17 protein-coding genes are annotated in these 20,940 nt (G+C 73.4%); 6 read left to right on the top strand and 11 right to left on the bottom strand.

Annotation, left to right across the window (positions count from 1 at the left end; all coding sequences use genetic code 11):
• Positions 1-34 precede the first annotated feature (34 nt).
• The 4 genes from I4J89_RS15875 to I4J89_RS15860 are packed head-to-tail and all read right to left on the bottom strand — an operon-like array spanning position 35 to position 5,582.
• Positions 35-895, bottom strand: a complete 861-nt coding sequence (locus I4J89_RS15875; protein ID WP_196414717.1) for an SCO6745 family protein — start codon at positions 893-895, stop codon at positions 35-37.
• A complete protein-coding gene (locus I4J89_RS15870) occupies positions 892-1,401 on the bottom strand; it encodes a hypothetical protein (protein WP_196414716.1) in 510 nt (169 codons plus the stop codon). Before I4J89_RS15870 ends, I4J89_RS15875 begins: the two co-directional genes overlap by 4 nt.
• 36 nt (positions 1,402-1,437) lie before the next feature.
• A complete protein-coding gene (locus I4J89_RS15865) occupies positions 1,438-3,723 on the bottom strand; it encodes a putative bifunctional diguanylate cyclase/phosphodiesterase (RefSeq protein WP_196414715.1) in 2,286 nt (761 codons plus the stop codon).
• The gene (locus I4J89_RS15860) at positions 3,720-5,582 is read right to left on the bottom strand and encodes a sensor domain-containing diguanylate cyclase (protein WP_196414714.1); all 1,863 of its coding nucleotides are present in this window, start codon (positions 5,580-5,582) and stop codon (positions 3,720-3,722) included. Before I4J89_RS15860 ends, I4J89_RS15865 begins: the two co-directional genes overlap by 4 nt.
• Positions 5,583-5,741: 159 nt before the next feature.
• Here I4J89_RS15860 and I4J89_RS15855 point away from each other — a divergent pair, with 159 nt between their 5' ends.
• Positions 5,742-6,782, top strand: coding sequence for a hypothetical protein (locus tag I4J89_RS15855; RefSeq protein WP_196414713.1), 1,041 nt, complete (start codon positions 5,742-5,744; stop codon positions 6,780-6,782).
• 60 nt (positions 6,783-6,842) lie between these two features.
• On the opposite strand, the gene I4J89_RS15850 is transcribed toward I4J89_RS15855, so the two are convergent.
• Positions 6,843-7,535, bottom strand: coding sequence for a hypothetical protein (locus I4J89_RS15850; RefSeq protein ID WP_196414712.1), 693 nt, complete (start codon positions 7,533-7,535; stop codon positions 6,843-6,845).
• Between the two features lie 205 nt (positions 7,536-7,740).
• Between I4J89_RS15850 and I4J89_RS15845 the strand changes: the two genes are divergently transcribed.
• Positions 7,741-9,111 carry a serine/threonine-protein kinase gene (locus I4J89_RS15845; protein ID WP_196414711.1) on the top strand — a complete coding sequence of 457 codons (1,371 nt, stop codon included), beginning with the start codon at positions 7,741-7,743 and terminating at the stop codon, positions 9,109-9,111.
• Positions 9,112-9,130: 19 nt separating this feature from the next.
• Here I4J89_RS15845 and I4J89_RS15840 read toward each other — a convergent pair whose 3' ends face one another.
• On the bottom strand, positions 9,131-10,141 hold the full coding sequence (locus tag I4J89_RS15840) for a LacI family DNA-binding transcriptional regulator (protein WP_196414710.1): 1,011 nt from the start codon (positions 10,139-10,141) through the stop codon (positions 9,131-9,133).
• A 162-nt stretch (positions 10,142-10,303) separates the two neighbouring features.
• Between I4J89_RS15840 and I4J89_RS15835 the strand changes: the two genes are divergently transcribed.
• Genes I4J89_RS15835 through I4J89_RS15825 form a run of 3 tightly spaced genes read left to right on the top strand, consistent with a single transcriptional unit; the run spans position 10,304 to position 13,344 of the window.
• On the top strand, positions 10,304-11,302 hold the full coding sequence (locus tag I4J89_RS15835; protein ID WP_196414709.1) for a GlxA family transcriptional regulator: 999 nt from the start codon (positions 10,304-10,306) through the stop codon (positions 11,300-11,302).
• Positions 11,303-11,307: 5 nt separating this feature from the next.
• Positions 11,308-12,315, top strand: a complete 1,008-nt coding sequence (gap, locus tag I4J89_RS15830; RefSeq protein WP_196414708.1) for a type I glyceraldehyde-3-phosphate dehydrogenase — start codon at positions 11,308-11,310, stop codon at positions 12,313-12,315.
• Between the two features lie 9 nt (positions 12,316-12,324).
• Positions 12,325-13,344, top strand: a complete 1,020-nt coding sequence (locus I4J89_RS15825; protein ID WP_196414707.1) for a LacI family DNA-binding transcriptional regulator — start codon at positions 12,325-12,327, stop codon at positions 13,342-13,344.
• Here the strand turns inward: I4J89_RS15825 and I4J89_RS15820 are convergent.
• On the bottom strand, positions 13,334-13,900 hold the full coding sequence (locus tag I4J89_RS15820; protein ID WP_196414706.1) for a helix-turn-helix domain-containing protein: 567 nt from the start codon (positions 13,898-13,900) through the stop codon (positions 13,334-13,336). The two genes, I4J89_RS15825 and I4J89_RS15820, sit on opposite strands and share 11 nt — an antisense overlap.
• Positions 13,901-13,948: 48 nt before the next feature.
• On the opposite strand from I4J89_RS15820, the gene I4J89_RS15815 reads away from it, so the two are divergent.
• On the top strand, positions 13,949-14,791 hold the full coding sequence (locus I4J89_RS15815) for a class I SAM-dependent methyltransferase (protein ID WP_196414705.1): 843 nt from the start codon (positions 13,949-13,951) through the stop codon (positions 14,789-14,791).
• Positions 14,792-14,879: 88 nt separating this feature from the next.
• On the opposite strand, the gene I4J89_RS15810 is transcribed toward I4J89_RS15815, so the two are convergent.
• The 4 genes from I4J89_RS15810 to I4J89_RS49545 form a co-directional block, all read right to left on the bottom strand.
• Complete coding sequence (locus tag I4J89_RS15810; protein ID WP_196414704.1) at positions 14,880-17,054, bottom strand: MFS transporter; 2,175 nt, start codon at positions 17,052-17,054, stop codon at positions 14,880-14,882.
• Positions 17,051-17,458 (bottom strand): hypothetical protein, encoded by a 408-nt coding sequence (locus I4J89_RS15805; RefSeq protein ID WP_196414703.1) that lies wholly within the window; start codon positions 17,456-17,458, stop codon positions 17,051-17,053. The genes I4J89_RS15810 and I4J89_RS15805 overlap by 4 nt, the downstream gene beginning before the upstream one ends.
• Before the next feature lie 254 nt (positions 17,459-17,712).
• Positions 17,713-18,903 carry a hypothetical protein gene (locus I4J89_RS15800; protein ID WP_196414702.1) on the bottom strand — a complete coding sequence of 397 codons (1,191 nt, stop codon included), beginning with the start codon at positions 18,901-18,903 and terminating at the stop codon, positions 17,713-17,715.
• Positions 18,904-19,090: 187 nt separating this feature from the next.
• Entirely contained in the window at positions 19,091-20,728 is a 1,638-nt protein-coding gene (locus I4J89_RS49545) for a serine/threonine-protein kinase (protein WP_309238338.1), read from the bottom strand.
• Between the last annotated feature and the right edge of the window lie 212 nt (positions 20,729-20,940).

Below are 20,940 nucleotides of genomic sequence, written 5' to 3'. Positions count from 1 at the left end.
CGGCAAAGGAATCCGCGAACGAGATCTTATGGTGCTACTCACGACCGATTTTCATCAACTGCCGCGGGTCGAGCAGGCCACCCTTGACCACGGTCCGGCTCAGCGGCCGGGTGAGCGACGCCAGCCGCAGGCAGCCCTCCTCACCCAGCGCCCGGTACGCGGGCTCGGCCAGCCGGTCGGTGGTCGCCTCGAGGTCGGCCCGCAACCCCCGCCCGGCGTCGGTGAGCCCGTCCTCGGCGAGCAGCCCGCGCGCCCGCAGGTCCTCGGTCGCGGCCGCCCACGCCTCGCGGCTCCAGCCCCGGGAGGGTCGCAGGAACCGCTCGTCGATCTCGCCGCTGGCCACGTGCAGCACGACCGCCTCCAAGCCGGACACGCCCGCCGCCAGCAACGCCGCCACGTGCCCGTCGCCGCGGAACTCGCGCAGCAGCATCTGCGCGTGGAAGAGCACCAGGTGCGGCTGCTCCGGCCAGGTCAGCTCGGCGTGCGCGGCGAAGAGCGGCCGCCCCTGCGGCCACTGCGTCGCCGCGAGGGCCGCGGTACGCGCCAGCTCCGCCGCCTCGGCCACCTCCGGACCGGCCAGGACCTCGGCGCCGAGGCCCCGGGTCAGAGCGGCGTCCGCGGCGTCGAGCCGGGCCGCCACCATCGCGGCCGGGGTGGTCTTCTCCCACGCCGCCGGCAGCACCCGGGCGACGAGGGCCGGGTTGAAGTTGTAGAAGGTGGCCGTCACGACCGCCGGGCCGACCGGGCCGAAGGCGGCGCCACGGGACGCGAAATAGCCCGCCCTCGCGTCGAGACCGCACCCGGCGTACCGCTCGGCGGCCTCGGGCACGAAGTACACCATCGCGTGCAGCGGCTCGGTGACGCGCCAGGCCAGGCGGTACGGACTCTCAGTCATGTCTCGCTCTCCCACGGCAGTTCCTCCACCTCGGCGGTGGACACGACAGTACTGGAGTGCTCCGGAGGCGGACGGTCGGCGACCGTGCGCCACCGCCCGGACTGCCGGGCGGCCTCCCGGGTGACCAGGTGCACCGGCAGCGGCGGCGGGAGGAACGGGCCGGTGCCCCAGCGCACCCAGATGGCGACCCGGCCGGCCGCCGCCTCGGCGAGCAGCTTGTCGACCGTACGCTGCCGGTCCAGCCGGTCCACCTCGATCGCGATCGGCGCCGCGCCGGGGCGGGCGCAGGCCACGTCCAGCACCGAGTTGCCGCGCAGCGGTGGCGGCAGCGGGAAGACGCTGGGCGCCCGCCGGTAGACCCGCCAGCCCTGGGCGGCACCCCAGTCCGCGACCGCGTCGACGATCCGCGCGGTCGCCTGGTCGGCGGTCAGGTCGGCGAAGGTGAGCCGGTCCAGCCACGCCGCGAGCGAGCGCGCCGTACCGGTGCCGTCGTCCACCGTGTCCATCGCCGTACCCTAACCGGCGTCCTGACCGGTTGCTGCTCAGGCCGCGGCAGCGGCGCGCTGCGCGGCGAACAGCGCGGTGATCTCCTCCGCGCTGACCGGGCGGCCCAGGTGGTAGCCCTGCCCGACGGTGTAGCCGAGCCTGAGCAGCCGGTCCGCCTGCTCCTGGTTCTCGATCCCCTCGGCGACCGTGTCCAGGCCGAGCGCGCCCGCGAGCTGCACGACCGCGCGGGCCACCGCCTGCCGGGCGTCGGCCGCCGCGGTGCCCGGCTCGTCGAACTCGATGCCGTCGACGAACGACTTGTCCAGCTTGACGATCGAGGCCGGGAAGCTGCGCAGCAGGCTCAGCGACGACTCGCCGGTGCCGAAGTCGTCCAGCGCCAGCCGTACGCCCATGTCGTGCAGCTCGTGCAGTACCCGCAGCACCTGCTGGCCGCGCAGCACCGCGGACTCGGTGAGCTCCAGCACCAGCCGGTCCGGGCCGAGGCCGTGGTCGGCGAGGGCGGCGCGGACGTCGGCCACGAAGTCGGGGTCGTGCAGCTGGCGCACCGAGACGTTCGGCGCCACCTTCTGGAGCACCTCCGGCCCGAACTCGGCCAGCCAGGCGGCGGCCTGCCGGCAGGCCTCCCGGAGCACGAAGCGGCCCAGCGGCACGATCAGGCCGGTACGCTCGGCGGCCGGGATGAAGTCGGCCGGTGACACCATGCCGCGCTCCGGGTGGGCCCAGCGGACCAGCGCCTCGACCCCGAGGACCCGGCCGTCGGCCAGGCCGACGATCGGCTGGTAGACCACCCGCAGCTCACCCTGGTCGAGCGCCCGGCGCAGGTCCCCGCCGAGCCGGGCGTGTGCCTGCGCGGGCAGCTCCATCCCGCTGGCGTAGCGCACCCAGTTCGCCTTGCCACGCTGTTTGGCCTGGTGCATGGCGGCGTCCGCGTCGCGCAGCAGCTGGCTGGCGGCGGTACCGGGCGGCGCCGTGGCCAGCCCGGCGCTGACGTGCACGAGCAGCCGGTGCGCGCTGAGCGGCAGGCCGGTCGCGGCCATCACCCGCTCGGCCACGCCGGCGCCCCGGTCCGGGTCGGTGATCAGCACCGCGAACTCGTCACCGGCGAGCCGGGCGACCATGCCGTCGGCACCGGCCGCCTCGCACAGCGCGCCGGCGAACCCGGCCAGCAGCGCGTCGCCGACGTCGTGGCCGAGCGAGTCGTTGACGGTCTTGAAGTCGTCCAGGTCGACCAGGAGCACGGTGGCACTCTCGGCGACCAGGGCGGCGTCCAGCCACAGCCGGAACAGGGCCCGGTTGGCGAGCCCGGTCAGCGGGTCGTGGGTGGCCTCGTGCCGGAGCAGGGCCTCGGAGGTGTGCTTCTCGCGCAACAGGCGGGCGTTCTCGCGGAACACGACGTACTGCCGCACCGCCACCAGCGCGGTGACGGTGACCGCCGCCAGCACGACGAGCCGGCCCTCCCAGACGCCGGGGGCCCAGTAGGAGGGCTCGAACAGCGCGTGGGCGACCGGTACGTCGACCGCGAGCACGGCGAGGTAGGGAAGCCAGACGTTGCCCGGCCGCTGCACCGTGCCACCGGCCGACTGCTGCCGCCGGGCGCCGAGCGCGATCAGCAGCCCGGACAGCGGCATGCAGAGCGCCTGCGCGGGCACCGCGCCCTGGTAGCCGCCGATGACCGAGAGCACCGCCACCCCGGCCGCGGTCAGGCCGGTCGAGGCGACCAGGCGCATCGCCGTACGGTCGACCGGCCCACCGGCGATGTACGAGACCTTGGTGATGGAGCCGGCCGCGAACGCACAGGCGAGCAGCAGGATGGCCAGGGCCGAGGTGGACCACGGGTCGGGCGCGGTGACCATCGGCGACACCCCGAAGTGCCAGAGCACGGTGGCGCATCCCAGCAGCGCGATGGTGCGGTCCAGCCACTGCTTGCCGCGCTCGTACCGGCTGGTCACGCCGAGCGGCACGGACGCGACGCCCCACATGGCGAGGACCACCCCGGAGCCGATCAGCACGGCACCGGCCGGTGGCATCGCCGGCAGCTCCGGGCCGACCCGGAACGCCTCCACGGCGAGCAGGGTGAAGCCGGCCGCGAACAGGTAGCAGCAGATCTCGACGGGGAGCCAGAACCGGCGGCCCGCCGGGGCCAGCGGAACGGCCCGGCGCATCGCGCGGATGGCGAGCCCGCCGACGGCCATCACGAGCGGCATGAACAGGAAGCCGGCCGCGACCGGGCCGGCGCCGGTGAGGAACCAGCACGCGTACCAGAGCACGCCGAGGACCACGATCGTCGCGGTGGTCACGACGTACCGCCAGGGCGCGGTCATGACGTCACCGCTCGCGAGCGCTGCTTCTCGTCGTACATCCGCAGGTCGGCCGCGTGCAGCAGCTGATCCGGATCGGTGGCCGGCCCGCGGGCGGCGCCGATGCTCGCGCCCACCGTGAGCCGCCGCCCGGCGACCTCGGCCGGCTCGGCGAGGGCCGCCCGGATCCGGGTCGCGAGCCGCTCGGCCGCGTCCGGGTCCCGGTCGCCGAGCAGCACCGCGAACTCGTCACCGCCCAGCCGGGCGGGCACGTCGTCCGGGCCGGCGCACTCGCGCAGGCGACCGGCGACGTGCCGCAGCACCGCGTCGCCGACGCCGTGGCCGTACGTGTCGTTGATCTGCTTGAAGCCGTTCAGGTCGATCAGCAGAACCGCCGCCTCGCCGTCGGTCGCCAGCATCGCGGCGGTGAACCGGCGCCGGTTGGCCAGGCCGGTGAGGTCGTCGTGGCCGGCCTGGAAGCTCAGCCGCTCGTGCAGCTCCCGCTCCTCGGTGACGTCCCGCGAGTTGCAGACCACGCCACCGATGCCGGGCTCGTGCGTCAGGTTCACGGAGACCACCTCCAGCCAGCGCCACGTGCCGTCGGCCCGCCGGTACCGGCCCTGGAAGGTGAGTTCCGCACCCGGCGTGGAGTAGAGGACCGCCAGCTGGGCGCCGAGCCGGGCCTTGTCGTCGTGGTGCAGGATCTCCAGCGACGAGCGCCCCAGCGCCCGGGCCGCCGGGATGCCGAGTACCTTCTCGACGGCCGGGCTGATGTAGAGGAACCGGCCGTCCGACCCGGTGATCGAGGTGATCTCGGAGGCGTGCCGGAGCAGCGACTCGACGCGCCGCTCACGCTGGTCGAGGCGGTCCAGCAGGCGATTGTTCTCGGCGAGCGCGAGCACCTGCCGGGCCACCACCAGGGCGACGTTCACCAGCAGTGCGGCCAGAGCGCCCCAGGCGGGCGGGCCAAGACCTCCGGCGGCCAGTGCGGCCACCAGGGTGGCCCCGCAGACAACCGTTGCGGCGTACGGGAGGACGCTGTACCGCCGGCTCGGAACCGGCCGGCCGTTCGCCGCCACGCCGGACGTGCCCGGCACGCCCCGCAGCAGCTGGATCCGCGGCCCGTAGAGCAGCACCAGGCACGGGAGGAGTACGAGCATCAACTGGGTGCCGATGTCCCCGGCGCTGGAGCTGGGCACGAGCGCGGTGCCCATGGCCTGGATCAAAGTCGCACCGGTGATCGGGACGGCGGCCGCGGCGCAGGCCGGGCTGTTGCCGCTGAGCAGCAGCTTCACGGAGAGCAGCACCGCGCAGAACATCACGCCGCAGCCGACCACCGCGGTGGCGACGGCGGCGGTACCCGCCGACGCCAGGCCCGGACGGGTCATCAGGCACCAGGCGACCGCCGCGGCGGCGGTGTTCACGATGGCGGCGTCCAGAGCGAACCGGGCGCGCCGGCCGCTGGTCCAGGTCCCGGTCGGGTGCGCGAGCGCCACGCCGCAGATCAGGAACACGCCGATAAGTCCGGCGATCGTCTGCACCGGGTGGAAGACGAGCCGGTCCACGGACGGATCGGCGAGCACCGTCGCACACTGCACGAGATCGCCGGCCGCGAAGAGCAGCCCGCCGGCGGAGACCGTACGCCAGAACCGGCGGGCCTCCGGTGACAGGCCCGGGGTGCGCTGAACCTGCCGGGCCATCCAGAACAGCAGGAGGTCGCAGACCGGCATGAACAGCCAGGTCACCACGAGCAGCGGGTGCGGGCCGCCGAGGTTCGAGGCGTACCCGCCGGCCAGCAGCACGCCGGTCACGGTGAGCGCGACCAGCACCGGGTCTCGCCACAGCGGAACCTGGCGGGCGGCGTCGGCGACCGCTGCGGGCATACTCGTCCTTCCGTCGCTGCCTGTACCTGCCAGCGATCGGCCGTTCCGGACGCGGGCTTAGCTTTTCCAGCCCTCGCGTAACCGCCATTTGATCTTCGCCCACTCGTCACTGTGCGCCAATATATTGATGCTCTTATATCTGCGGCGAGAGGGGCATCGATGTTCCAGAGGGTCTCGGGTACCGGACGCTGGACGACGGCCGCGGCGGCCGGAGTGCTGATCGCGACGGTCGCGGCGGCACCGGCGGAGGCGGCGGTGAGCCGGGCGGAGCTGGCGCTGCGCTGGGCACCGATCCACTACCAGGACGTGGACGCCACCGGCACGCACGCGCTCGCCGGCAAGGCGGACATGATCACCAGCTACGACTTCGACGGCAATCTGAACGGCCGGGACAACTGGGACAACGCCGGACGCGAGACCGCCGCGCACGCCTACTACTCGGTGGCCGAGACCGCGACCCACTGGTACCTGACGTACTTCTTCTTCCACCCGCGGGACTGGGTGGACCACCCGTTCTTCGAGACCGAGCACGAGAACGACGGCGAGGGCGTACTGCTCGTGGTCGAGCGGGACGGGTCGGACCACGGGGCGCTGCGGGCGGCGGTGACGGTGGCGCACAGCGACTTCTACTCGTACACGCCGGCCGGCAGCACCTGGACCGGCGGCTCCGAGACGGTGGACGGCACGCTGCGGCTCCAGCCGTCGCCGCACGACTCGTTCCAGCACCCGGTCACCGCGCAGGAGGCGAAGGGGCACGGGCTGAAGGCGTACCCGCAGTACACGATCAACGGCGACGGCATCGTCTACTACCCGTCGACGGTGGCCGAGTCGCCGTCCGGGGCGAACGACCGGGACGTGCGGTACCGGCTGGTCGACGTCTTCGCCGCCGGCGGCCTGTGGGCGCAGCGCGAGAACAGCAACCTGTTCGCCGCCCTCGGCACCTTCGCCGGGGACGCCAGCGGCGGCTGCGGCACCGGCACCTGGTCGTGCGGGGTGAACTCGGCGAACGCGCCGTGGGGCTGGGACGACGGCAACGACACGGTGGCCCGCGGCGAGATCGCCACGGACCCGGCCCGGCTCGCCACCGCGTACTTCACGGTGCCGGGGACTCCGGCGCGGGCGTACACCTTCAATCCGTACACCGAGGCGGCCGCCGAACTGCGTGAGGCCGCACGCACGCTGCCGCCGACCGTGGACTGAGCACGGCGACCGGCCCGCCCGCTCGTCATGGCGGTGGGCGGGCCGGTCGGCCTGGAGGACTTACGCCCCGGGCTCCTCGATGGGCGCCGGCTCCGCGGCGGGGTCGGGCTCCGCGGTGGGGTCGGGCTCCGCGGTGGGGTCGGTGGTCGGCTCGACCGTCGGCTCGGCGGCCGGCGCCGACGAGGACGGGGACGGCGAGGGCGACTGGGTGGGCGCGGCCGACGGGGAACTGGTCGGCGTCACCGACGGGCTGGGCGAGGGCTTGGCGGTCTTGCCGGTGGCCTGGACCTTGGCGGCGGTGTAGGCGCTGTCGATCCGGGTGCCGGTCACCGTGACCCGGTTGCCGGCGCTCAGCCCGCCCACCTTGACGCTCTTGCCGTTCAGCAGGATCCGGACACTCGACGGCACGGTGATCGTCACCGTCTTGCCCTTCACGTCCTTGGTGCCGGCGGTCACGGCGACCTTGATCGTGCCCTTGGCCGCGTCGACGGCGGTGACCGTACCGTTGGCGGCGAACGCGACCTTGACCTTCTTGCCCGAGCTCTTCGTCGGCGACGGGGACGGCTTCTTGGCCGGGGTCTTGGCCGGGGTCTTGGCCGGTGCCTTCTTGGCGGGAGCCTTCTTGGCCGGTGCCTTCTTCACGGCGGAGGCCGACGAGCCCGGCTTGGCGGACGCGGCCACGCCGGTGCTGACTGCGGGGACGGTGACGGCCACGATCATGGCGACCGCGACGGCGGTACGGCGCATGCGCATTCGGAACTCCTCAAACCTCGGGGGAGTTCCCATCTTGGTGATTCGCGGGTTCGAGACGGTTGTGTCCCGGGTTGCGAATGGGTTGCCGACTTTTCACGAATAGTGCCGCTCACCGGCGGGTTCCGCCTGCCCTCACGGTGAGATGCGACGCCCGCCGCGCGCGCAGGAGTTGACATGCCCGGCTGACTTGCGTGAATGTCCTCGCATGCACGATGTTTGGCCGGCTTCGGGCGTCCTTCTGGCTTCGCGGTACCGCCTCGTCACGCTGCTCGAAACCGGCGGCATGGCGCAGGTCTGGCGAGCCGTGGACGAGTTGCTGGACCGCCCGGTGGCGGTCAAGCTGCCCGCCGGCGACACCCGGGCCGCGCATCTGGCCTGGCGGGAGGCCCGCCTCGCGGCCCGCCTGTCGCATCCCGGCATCGCCGCGGTGCACGACTACCGCGAGGCGGTCCGCCCGGACGGCTCGGTCGCGCCGTTCGTGGTGATGGAGCTGCTCAGCGGCGAGACCGTGGCGGCCCGCCTGGTCGAGGGGCCGATGCCGTGGGGCGAGGCGGTCTCGATCGGCACCGCCGTCGCCGCCGCACTCGCCGCCGCGCACGCGGCCGGGGTCGTGCACCGCGACATCAAGCCGGGCAACGTCATGCTCTGCCCGGACGGCGTCAAGCTGCTCGACTTCGGGATCAGCGCGGCCGCCGGCGAGCCCGACGACGACGACACCGGCGCCACGTTCGGCACCCCGGCGTACGCGGCACCGGAACGGCTCGACGGCAAGCCCGCCGAACCCGCCACCGACCTGTACGGACTGGGCGTGCTGCTGTTCGAGATGGTCGCCGGTGAGCCGCCGTACTGTGTGGACACCTGGGAGGAGCTGGCCGCGGCACAGGCGACCGGCCCGTCCCGGCTTCCCGACGGGCTGCCGGCCGGGCTGCGCGACCTGATCTACCGGTGCCTCGACGACGACCCGTACCGCCGGCCCTCGGCCGCCGACGCCCGCAAGGCGCTGGCCCGCCTGATCCCGTCCACGCCGGCCCGCAGCACCATCCCGCTGCCCGAGCCACCCCCGACCGGCCTGGCCCGGGTCATCCCGGCGACGGGCCGGCGCAACCGGACAGCGGGCCGCCTCGGCGCGGTCGCCGGCCTGGCCCTGGTCGTCGCCGCCTTCGTTCTCCTGATCAACACGGTCGGCGGGCCGGACGGCGGTGACGAGGAGACCGCCCAGCCGCCGGTCGGGACCCCGTCGGCCGCGCCGTCGGCGACCACCGCGGCGCCGCAGCCGCCGCCGGCGATCACCACCGAGGCCACGCCCACCGCCACACTCACAGTGGACGCCGCGCTCGGCCGGGTCCGCGCGGCCGTGGAGCGCGGCGAGGAACGCGGCGAGATCCGCCCGGACGTCGCCCTGGACCTGATGAACCTGCTGCGCCAGATCGACGTCAGCGACGTGGACGTGAGCGACCAGGTGGATCAGCTCAGCAGCAAGGTACGGCAGCGGCTCGGCGAGGGTGCGCTGACCGAGGCCCAGGCGTCGGTGCTCCAGTCCCGCCTGGAAGACCTGCGGGACGTCAGCGGGGCCTGACGCTCAGACGGCCGGACGATCAGGCCGAGCCGCGCAGGATCAGCCGGGTCGGCAGGACGGTCTCGTGCTCGACCGGCTCGTCTCCGTCGAGCTTGGCGAGCAGCAGCCGCACCATCTCCTGGCCCATCTGCTCGATCGGCTGGTAGACGCTGGTCAGCGGCGGATCGGTGTGCCGGGCGATGCCGGAGTCGTCGAAGCCGATGACGGCCACGTCCTGCGGCACCCGCCGGCCCGCGCGGCGCAGCACGCGCAGCGCGCCGGCCGCCATCATGTCCGAGGCGGCGAACACCGCGTCGATCTGCGGGTGCTGGGTGAGCAGCCACTCCATCGCGGTGGCGCCGCTCAGCTCGCCGAAGTCACCGCGGGCGGCCGGGCCCTCGCCGACCACGTCGCGGTATCCGTCGTACCGCGCGATACCCGCGGCCATGTCCAGCGGGCCGGTGATCGTCGCGATGCACCGGCGGCCCTGGTCGCGCAGGTAGGAGACGGCGGCCCGGGCGCCGCCGCGGTTGTCCGCGTCGACGTAGCTGACCGGCTCCGGGTGCACCGGGCGGCCCACCCGCACGGTCGGGACGCCACGCTCCTCCAGCTGGGCGGGCAGCGGATCGTCACCGTGCAGCGAGAGCAGCAGGGCACCGTCGACGTGCTGGCGGGTCAGGTAGCCCTCCAGCTGGCGCCGCTCCTCCGGGGCCTGGGCGATCATCAGAACCATCTGCAGGTTCCGCGCCACCAGCACGGACGAGACCGACTGGACGATGCGGCCGAAGAACGGCTCGGCGAAGAACCGCTCCCCCGACTCGAAGACGACCAGGGCGATCGAATCGGTTCGCTGCGTGACGAGCGCCCGCGCGGCACGGTTCGGCACGTAGCCCAGGGCGTCGATCGCGTCCTGAACCGCCTGCCGCGCCTTGGGGCTGACCTGCGCCGACCCGTTGACGACGCGGGACACCGTCCCGCGGCCGACCCCGGCCCGGGCCGCGACCTCCTCCAGCGTCGGCCGCCCTGTCGAGCGGCTCCGGTCCTCCCTCATCGCCGGCCGTCCTTTCCGCGTGGCCACACGCACCCGCGAGAAGAGTAGTCCGCCCGGTTCCGGCCGGTCGCCCCTGTCCCCGCCGACACTTGGCCGAATCCTTGCGGACAACGTCCCGGCCGCCAGTTCCGTGCCCGCCGGAGACCGGGCAGAGTCGATGTCGTGGACGGACACAAGATCGCGGTACTGGTGCTGCCCGGCGCCGCTCCCCTCGACGTCGGCATCCCGGCACAGGTCTTCGCACCCCGCCACGGCCTGGGCTACGAGTTGCGGCCCTGCTCGCTGGAGGCGGGCCCGGTGGCCGGGCGCGACGGACTGGGTTTCGTGGTCGAGGCCGGCATCGAGGCACTGGCCGAGGCGGACACCGTCATCGTCCCGGGCTTCCAGAACCCGGCGGGCCCGCTGGACCCGCGGATCCTCGACGCTCTGCGGGACGCCGCGTTCCGGGGCGCGCGCATGGTCTCCATCTGCGGCGGGGCGTTCGCCCTGGCCGCGGCGGGCCTGCTGGACGGGCTGCGGGCCACCACGCACTGGCTGCTGGCACCGGTGCTGGCCCGGGAGTACCCGAAGGTGCGGGTCGACGGTGGTGTGCTGTTCGTCGACGAGGGACAGGTGCTGACCTCGGCCGGGGTGGCCGCCGGCATCGACATCTGCCTGCACCTGGTCCGCACCGACCACGGGGTGCAGGCGTCGAACGCGGTGGCGCGGGTGATGGTCGCGGCCCCGTACCGCAGCGGCGGGCAGTCGCAGTACGTGCCCCGGACGATCCCGGAGCCGCTCGGCGAGGTGTTCGCGGCCACCCGGGAGTGGGCCATGCGGCACCTGGAGGAGCCGCTCACCGTGGAGATGCTGGCCCGGCACGCCCGCGTCTCGGCCCGTACGTTCGGGCGGCGGTTCGTCGAGGACACCGGGTACACGCCGATGCAGTGGATCCTGCGCGCCCGCGTCGACCTGGCCCGGGAACTGCTGGAGAGCACCACTCTCGGGGTGGACCAGGTGGCCACCCGGGTCGGTGTCGGCACCGGCGCCAACCTGCGGATGCACTTCCAGCGGATCCTCGGCACCTCGCCCAGCGAGTACCGCCGGACCTTCGGTGGCGGAAACCTTGCGCGGACTGGCGCCGCACCACCTGCCGGGCCGGCGGCCGGCACAGCAAAGTGAGATTCATGACGACACGGGTAGCAATCAACGGATTCGGCCGCATCGGGCGCAACGTCTTCCGGGCGGCCCTGGACCGCGGCGCCGACGTCGAGATCGTCGCCGTGAACGACCTGGCCGACCCGCGGACTCTGGCACACCTGCTGCGCTACGACAGCACGCTGGGCCGGTTCGGGCGGCGGGTCGAGGCGCACGACGGCCACCTGCTCGTGGACGGCCACCGGATCGAGGTGTCGGCCGAGCGGGACCCGGCGAAGCTGCGCTGGAAGGACATCGGCGTGGACGTGGCGCTGGAGGCCACCGGCCGGTTCACCGCCGCCGCGGACGCCCGGGCACACCTCGCCGCCGGTGCCCGCAAGGTGCTGGTCAGCGCGCCGTCGAAGGGTGCGGACATCACCATCGCGTACGGGCTGAACCACGGCGACTACGACCCGGCCCGGCACGACGTGGTCTCCAACGCGTCCTGCACCACGAACGGGCTGGCGCCGGTGGCCTCGGTCCTCGACGACCTGGCCGGGATCGAGGCGGGATCGATGACGACGATTCACGCGTACACCCAGGAGCAGAACCTTCAGGACGGCCCGCACCGGGACCTGCGGCGCGCTCGCGCCGCCGCGCTCAACATCGCGCCCACCACCACCGGCGCGGCCACCGCGATCGGCGCCGTGCTGCCCCGCCTGGACGGCCGGCTGCGCGGCTACTCGGTACGCGTCCCGGTCCCGGTCGGCTCCCTGGTGGAGCTGAACGCGCTGGTCGAGCGCGAGGTCACGGCCGAGGAGGTGAACAGCGCGTTCGAGGCCGCCGCGGCCGGACCGCTGCGCGGCATCCTGGAGTTCTCCACCGATCCACTGGTCTCCACCGACATCACCGGCAACCCGGCATCGTCGATCTTCGACTCGCTGCTGACCACCGCGCAGGGCCGGTTGGTCAAGGCCGTGGCCTGGTACGACAACGAGTGGGGCTTCGCCAACCGGGTCGTCGACACCGTCACCCTGCTCGGAGCCGATCTTCACTAGACTGTGCCGATGGCGGTCACCCTCGCAGATGTGGCCCGGCTCGCCGGGGTCTCCCCGGCAACCGTCTCCCGCGTGATCAACGACAGTTCCAAACGGGTCAACGACGACCTGCGCGAGCGGGTCCTGGCCGCTGTCGCGCAGCTGCACTACGTGCCGAACGCACACGCCCAGCACGTCGCCCGGCCCCGCAAGTCGGCGGTCGGGGTGATCGTGCACGACGTCTCCGACCCGTACTTCGCCGAGATCACCCGCGGGCTGCAACGCCAGGCGGGCGCGCACGACCGGCTCCTGGTGATCTGCAACAGCTACCGGGAGCCGGAGCGCGAGCTGGCGTACGTCGCGCTGCTGCGGGCCCAGCAGGTGCACGCGCTGATCCTGGCCGGCTCCGGCTACCACGACGACGCGTTCACCGAGCGGCTCAACGCCGAGCTGGGGGCGTACCAGCAGGCCGGCGGCCGGGTCGCGGTGATCGGCCGGCACCGCCTGGTGGGCAGTGCGGTGCTGCCCGCGAACGAGGACGGCGCGTACGCCCTCGGCCTGCGCCTGCTCGGCCTCGGCCACCGCCGGGTCGCGGTGATCGCCGGCCCGCGCGGGCTGACCACCACCACCGACCGCCTCACCGGCTTCTGCCGGGCCGCCGGCGAACTCGGCGTCGAGCTACCGGCGTCGCGCGTCCTCTACACCGACTTCACCCGCGACGGCGGCGCCGCGGCCGCCGCCTCGTTGATCGAAGCCGAGCCGGGCATCACCGCCCTGGTCGCCCTGAACGACTCGATGGCCGTCGGCGCCCTCGCCGCCCTGCGCGAGCGCGGCGTGCGCGTCCCCGACGACATCTCGGTCACCGGCTTCGACGACATGCCGATCGCCCGCGACGTCACACCCTCGCTGACCACCGTCCGGCTTCCGCTCGTGGAGATGGGCGAGCGCGCCATGGCGCTCGCGCTGGGCGACGATCCCGGGCCGCGGGCCGAGCCTGCCGAGGCCACCATCGTCTGGCGGGAGAGCTGCGCGCCACCAGTCACGCGGTGAGGTGGGTCCGCTCGCCGTCGTGGTCGAGGATGGTGATCACCTCGGCCGGGCCGCCCAGGGCGCCGAAGGCGTGCGGGGTCATCGTGGAGAAGGCGGCTGCCTGGCCGGCCTCGACGATGATGGTCCGCTCGCCGAGCAGCAGCTCGATCCGGCCGGACAGGACGGTGAACCAGTCGCGGCCGGGGTGCACACCCATCGCCTCGGGGTCCCGGGACGCCGGCCGGGTGATCCGCATCCGTGCGACCGTCATGCCCTTGCCGCCGGGCTCGTGGTCGAGCACCCAGGTGGTGATCCCCCGCTCCGGCTGATGGTGCGGCTTGATCACCACCTCCTCGCCGGCGGTCTCGACCAGGGAGTCGAGGCTGGCGCCGAGGGCGCGAGCGATCGCGGTCAGCTGGTCCAGCCCGATGCGGCGGTGGCCGGTCTCGATCCGGCTCAGCGTGGACGGGCTCAGGTAGCAGCGGGCCGCCAGGTCGTCGAGCGACCAGCCCTTCGCCAGCCGCAGCCCGCGGATCCGGGCCCGGACGAGAGCGTCCATCTCAGCGTCTTGCGTCATACGCAAGATTGTATGCGCTTGCCGCAAGATGCTCGTACAGTCGGACGCATGGCATCCGAACACGCACCTCACCACCACCCCGGGCACGGCCACGGACACGACGGCGACCACGACATGACGGAGATGCTCGACCTGGACGCCGAGGTCGCCAGTGCGGAGATCGACGCACTCACCGCCCGCATCGCCGAGCTGGCCACGACTGTGGTGCGGGACATCATCGACGTCGGCAGCGGGACCGGCACGGGGTCGTTCGCCCTGCTGCGGCGTTTCCCGGAGGCGACGGTGACCGCGGTCGACACCTCGGAGGATCTGCAGCGGCACCTCGCCGCCGCCGCCGGCCGGCACGGCCTGGCCGGGCGGATCCGGCCGGTGCGGGCCGACCTCGACGCCGGCTGGCCCGGCCTGGGTCCCGCCGACCTGGTGTGGGCGTCGTCCTCGATGCACCACATGACCGACCCGGACCGGGTGCTGCGTGACGTCCGGGCCGCCCTGCGCCCGGGCGGCCTGCTGGTGCTGGTGGAGATGGAGCGCATGCCGAACTTCCTGCCCGCGGGCTTCGGCGACGGCCTGGAGGACCGCCTGCACGCCGCGCACGCCGAGGCCCGTGCCGAGCACCTGCCGCACATCGGCTCGGATTGGACGGCCCGTCTCAAGGCCGCCGGTTTCACCGTCCACGACCAGCACGTCCTCACCGTCGAGCGGGTGGCGCCCCTGCCGCACGAGGCCGTGCGCTACGCGGAGGCCACGCTGCGCCGCTTCCGGCACTCGCTCGCCGACCGGCTCTCGGCCGGGGACCAGGCCACTCTGGACGGCCTGCTGCACGGCGGCCTGGCCGGGCGCGACGACCTGACCGTGATCAGCAACCGCGACGTCTGGATCGCCGGGGCCTGACCGGGCAGGATCTACCGCGTGCTGGCAACCGATGAGGAGTGGCGCGGCGGCACCCGCACCACTACGGGCACGCGTACCGGTCCTGACGTCACGCCGGCGCGGCGACCCGCTCCTCCACGGTGGCCTTGATCCGGTCGGCCTGGACCCGGCTCTTCACGCCGGTGAGGGACTGCACGCGGTACCGGCTCAGCCGGCCGGTGGCACGCAGGATCTCGTCCAGCTGCCGGCCGTAGACCTCGAGGATCTCCTCGTCGCTGGCGCCCCGGCCACCCTGCGGGCGGGGCAGCAGGTGCTGCCACTCCTCGGCCGCTCCCGGTCCGGACTGGCCACCGAGCGCCTGCAAGTAGTCGGTGACGAACCCGCGGATCGTCAGGTCGTCGAGGCGGGGCGCGCTGGGGGCGAGCAGCTCCGCGAGCTCGCGCGGATCACGCGGGAACTCGCCCTGCCCGAGCTCCTCCTCCAGGGCGCCGCGCAGCGCCTCCAGGCCGGCCAGCCACGCGGGCGAGCCCTTCGGAGCGACGGCCGGCTGCGGGAGAAGATCACGCCACGGGTACGCCGCCTCACCGTGCTCGCCGCTGAGCTCCCGCACGTAGTCGATGACGAAGGCGCGGACGACACCGTCACCGAGCTCGGGCACCCGCGGCGCCAGGGTCCGGGCGAGCTCGGTGACCTGGAGATAGCTCATCTCCAGCAGTTCCTCGGGGCTCGTCTCGGTGGCCAGGTGGCGGCTCAGGTTCTGCACGGCCAGCCGCCACCAGGGCGACCCGGGGATGCTGACCGCCGGGCGGGAACCGGTGGGCGTGGAGGCCCAGGCCGGGATCGCCGGGGCCGGCGAGACCGGCACCACCGCCGTGGGCTGGACCTCCTCCTCGGGTGACCGGCGCGGTGTGGGCACCTCGGGCACCGCGTCCAGCGGCACGGGATCGGTCTCCACCGGCTGCACGAACTGGACGGGCTGCACCGCGGGGGCGCTCCGGTCCGGCGCGCTCAGGCCGGCCGACGCCGGGCCCGCCGCAGCGGACGCGGCTGGAACCGAGGCCGGCGCGGCGGGGACCGAGGCGGACGCTGCCGGAACCGACGCGGGCCCGGCCGGAACCGACGCGGACGTGACGGGGACCGAGGCGGACGCTGCCGGAACCGACGCGGGCCCGGCCGGAACCGACGCGGACGTGACGGGGACCGAGGCGGACGCTGCCGGAACCGACGCGGGCCCGGCCGGAACCGACGCGGACGTGGCCGGGACCGACGCGGGCACGGCGGAGACCGAAGCGGGCACGGCCGCGACCGGAACCGACGCGACCGGAACCGAGGCGGGCACGGCGGAGACCGAAGCGGGCTCAGCCGCGACCGGGGCCGACGCGACCGGGGAGAAGGCCGGCACCGCCGGGGCGGAGAGGGCCGCAGCGGGCGGGACGAGCGGATCGGCGGCCGCAAGCAGCGCAGGCGCCTGGCCGGCGCCCGGCGCGCCGCCCGGGATCAGCAGGTCCATGACGCGCTGGATGCGGGCAAGCTGCTCGACCACGTCATGAACCACCGGCTCGCCGGCGGTGCGAGCGTCCTTCAGCAACCGGGACCGCCACCAGGCCCTGGGCCAGCGACCGCTGCTGACCCGGTGGTGGTTGACGATCATCCGGCGCACCTGGCGGTCGGCGGCCATCCGTACCAGATCGGGGTCGTCGTCCGGGATGAGCCATCCCCAGCGCTCGGCGAGCCGGCGCGGGCTGTAGGCGAAGCGGCCGCGCCGCACCCGCTGCCCGGCGGCGGTGAGCGCCGCCCACCACATCAAGAAGATCACGCACGGTACGGCGAGCCGCAGCAGCTTCTCGGTGCCGGTGACGGCGTTGCTGGCCACGATGATGCCGGAGAGCGCCGCGATCAGGGCGGCGATGTAGAGCATCGACCCGGGGTGACCAGGAGTGACGATCTTGCCGTCCGGGCCGTAGACCGTGGTACGCCGGTACTGCTCGGCGGCCAGCGACGTCGCGGTCAGGAAGCAGATCTCGAAGACCGCGAAGACCAGGACCGCGAAGATCTTCGGCAGTTTCAGCTGGTCGATCGCGATCACCCACATGCCCTCGGCGTTGAGCAGCAAGGCCAGGTTCATGCTGACGGCCAGGGCGATCGGGCGCAGCGGCTTCTTCGACCGTCTGGCCCAGATGCCCAGCCCGAGGAGCGAGAACACGCCGACCAGGCCGGCGCCGAGCAGCAGCAGGGCGGCGTAGTCCTGCCAGAAGTCCGCGATCAGTTCATTGAGCTGCTTCACGCGGGTACGCCTTTCGACACGGCGGGGAGGAACTCGTCGAGCGCGGTCGCGATCAACGCGGAGCGGTTGCCGGTGGTGTGCCGGGCGGCGAGGTCGTCGATGACGGCGAGGTTCGCGGGATTCGGCCGGATCGACACCTGCACCTGATCCTCGGAGTGCTGCCGGCGACCCGTACGCTGCGCCACGAAGATCCCGTCGGCGACCGCCGCCGCCGGGCCGTGCGCCGTGACCAGGTCGGCGAACCGGTCGTGGGTGGCATTGAGCGCGTCGAAGACGAGCTGGGTGTGCGACCGCCCGGTCGCGGCGGCGTGGGCGCGGAGCCGGGAGCGCAGACTCACCGGCAGATAGACCACCACGCTGGCGCCGGACCTGACGGCACCTGTCACGGTGCGGGCGAACGGCACAGCGGCTCCCTCTCGACGGCGACTCGTGCTGGCGGGTTTTCTACCACGCCTCTGTTACGTCGCCGTGGAGGCGCGCGTGCCACAAAGCGAGCCCGGAGGCTATCGGATAGCACTATCCGATAGCCCACCGGGTGGCGGCGCACACGAATCGGCCCGGCCGTGGGACGGCCGGGCCGATTTCGAGATTCGTACGGTTCACACGCTGCCCGGCGCCGGCGGGTTCGGGGGGACCCGGCGCCGGGCAGCGCGCGCTCTCACTGGTTGAGCGAGCAGGGCGCGAGGCCTTCGGCGTTGAGGTTCGGCTTGGCCGCGGCCCGGCCGATCGCCGTCTCCATCCGGTTGATCGCGGCGAACCGCTTGCCCTCCAGCGGGCCGAGGATCGCGTTCTGGATGAAGTTCGGGCCGCCCTGGCCGACCGTGTTGCGGATCCGGTTGTTCGCCTCCTGGATCTGGGTCTGGAGCAGAGCCAGGTTGCGGTCGATCTCGGCCTGCGCGGAGGCAGGGATCGCCACGGTGATGTTCACCTGCGGGCAGTTGACGGTCGGCAGGTTCGCCGCGACGTCGTCCGGGTTCGCGGTGGCGACCGCGGTCGGCTCGGGTGCCGCCTCGCCGCCGCCGTTCTCGTTCAGCGAGCAGGGCGCGAGACCTTCGGCGTTCAGATCCGGCTTGGCCGCGGCCCGCCCGATCGCCGTCTCCATCCGGTTGATCGCCGCGAACCGCTTGTCCTTCAGCGGCCCCAGGATCGCGTTGTTGATGAAGTTCGGCCCGCCCTGGCCCACGGTGTTGCGGATCCGGGTGTTCGCCTCCTGGATCTGCGTGTTCAGCAGGGCCAGGTTGCGCTGGATCTCGGCCTGCGCGGACGCCGGTACGGCCGGCAGCTTGTCCGCCACGGTCGGGCAGTTCACGGTCGGCAGCGCGTCCCCGCCGTCGTTACCACCGCCATTGTTCCCGCCGCCGGCGTTGCCGCCGCCGTTGGTGGGTGCCACGGTCGGCTCCGGTGCCGCCTCGCCGCCGCCGTTCTCGTTCAGCGAGCAGGGCGCGAGACCTTCGGCGTTCAGATCCGGCTTGGCCGCGGCCCGCCCGATCGCCGTCTCCATCCGGTTGATCGCCGCGAACCGCTTGTCCTTCAGCGGCCCGAGGATCGCGTTGTTGATGAAGTTCGGCCCGCCCTGGCCGACCGAGCTCGCGATCCGGGCGTTCGCCTCCTGGATCTGCTTGTTCAGCTGGGCCAGGTTGCTGGTGACCTCGGCCTGCGCGGAGGCCGGGACGGCCGGCAGCTTGTCGGCGACGGTCGGGCAGTTCACCGTGGGCACCGCCTCGTCGGCCGCGGCCGCGACGCCGAGTCCCACACCCACCAGGGCCACCGCGACGCCCGCCACGCCGGCCACCCGCCAGCGCCGCATGTTCGTTCCCCCGTTGTTCCGGTAGCTCCGGTAGCGCTTCATCTGCGTGCCTTCCTTTCGAACCGCGTTCTCACCCGGTCCGTACGGGAACGCTCCCACAGCGGATCGAAATAAAGCCAAACTTAAGACTCGAGGGGCTGTCCTCTTAAGAAACCTGTCCGTTAGCGATCAGCGCTATCCGTGCGCTCGCCTGCGCATGTCCGCAGGTCAGCAAACCATTGTGGCCGGTTCAGACCGGCTCGACCGCGACCTCGGCGAAGGTCACCACGGTCTGCCCGGCAACCGTCCCGGCGCCGGCCGTCATGCCGAGCACCACCGCTCCGCGAACCGGTGCGATCGCGACCGGCGCGGTGAGCACCCGCCGCCCGTCGAGGGTCACCTCGAGGTCCCTCCCGTCGGCCCGCACCGTCAGGTCACGCCACGCGGCCGGGTCCGCGGGCGCCCGCAGCGACTGGAAGGCGAGCATCCGCACCAGCCGGCCGGTCTCGGCCTCCAGCAGGGCGCGGTCGTCGCAGACGGTGACCCGGTAGGCACCCGCATCCGACCGCACCCGGATCAGCGCGCACGCCTCCCGGGCGGCCAGAGCGAACCGTGCGCCGACCGACCAGCCGCCCTCGACGGTGGCCGGCGGGCAGGCGGCCACCGCGGGCAGTTCGGGCCGTAGCTCCAGCGGACCGGCGAGGGCGCACGTCGGGCGCTGCTCGTCCCGGCTGGCGGGTCCGGAGGCCCGTTCGCCGCGGTCGCCCAGGGACAGGCTGCTGACCGGTGGCGCGGGCCGCGGCCCGGTCGGGCGATCCCCCGCCGGCAGCGCGGCGAAGAGGCTGATGCTGGTGCCGAGCGCGACCAAGGCTGCCAGCACACCGGTGCCGGCCGGGCGATTCCGGGCCCGGCGGCCGGGAGCCCGGCGCCCCGGAGCCCGGCATTCCGGAGACGGGCCGCCGGCTCGCTGCGGGATGACCATCCGGACCGTGTGACGTACCGCGGCGGCCGCCCGGCGGAGTTCGGGCCGGCCGGCCAGTCCTGCCCGCACCTGCGGATTGCCCGCGGCGCCGGCACGCAGGAGGCGGTCCAGGAGTTCGTGCGCGGTGGGCCGGGCCGCCGGGTCGGCTCGCAGGGCGATCCGGACCAGCTCGCGCAGCGGATGCGGCAGTCCGGCCAGGTCCGGCTCGGGCAGCCGCAGGCCGGCCGCGGCGCCGATCATGTCGTCCCAGCTGTACGGGGTCCGGCCGGTGGCGGCGTACATGACGATCGCGCCCCAGGCGAAGATGTCGGTGGCCGGCCCCACGCTCCGCGAGGTCGCCACGTCGAACCGCTCCGGTCCCATGTAGGCGATCGTGCCCACCACCTGGCCGGGTTCGGTGTGCTGGTCGACGCTGCCGACCCCCTTGGCGATCCCGAAGTCGATGACCTTCGGGGCGGCGAGGTCGAAGAGCACGTTGGCCGGCTTGAGGTCGCGGTGCACGACGCCGGCGTCGTGGATCGCGACCAGTGCCGTGGCCACGCCGATCGCCACGTTGTGCAGGCTGCCGCCGGTCAGCGGGCCGCGTTCCCCGACGACCTCGGCCAGGCTCGGCCCGTCGACCAGCTCGACCACCAGGTACGGGTGGTCGGCGTCCGCGTCCGCGTCGAGGACCTCGGCGGTGCAGAACGGCGGCACCTGCCGGGCCCGCTCCACCTCGCCGCGGAAGCGGGCCCGGAACTCCGGGTCGGACGACAGCTCGGGCCGGACGACCTTCACCGCGACGCGGCGGCCGATCTCGCTCTGTCCGAGAAAGACCGAGCCCATCCCACCCTCACCGAGGCGGCCGAGGAGACGATAAGTGCCGATTCGCTGGGGATCACCGGGGCGCAGGGGACTCACGGTCACAGATCCGGCACCTATCATTCAGAGTTTCCGGCAGGCCGTTCCGCACCGTACACAGCGCATTCAACCCGGCACGACCCCTCGATTCACAAGGGGCCGGAAAGCCACGTCGGAGCAGCAGAAGCACGTTTACAACGGTTCGATATACAGAGATCGACGACGTTCGGCGAGCAATTCTCACAAAATTGCGGCGGCCCACCCCGGCTGCCGGAGTG

The sequence above is a fragment of the Actinoplanes aureus genome, from assembly GCF_015704865.1.
Taxonomy (GTDB): domain Bacteria; phylum Actinomycetota; class Actinomycetes; order Mycobacteriales; family Micromonosporaceae; genus Actinoplanes; species Actinoplanes aureus.
Note: the sequence above shows the minus strand (reverse complement) of the source record. Positions and strands in the feature narration are given on the sequence as shown.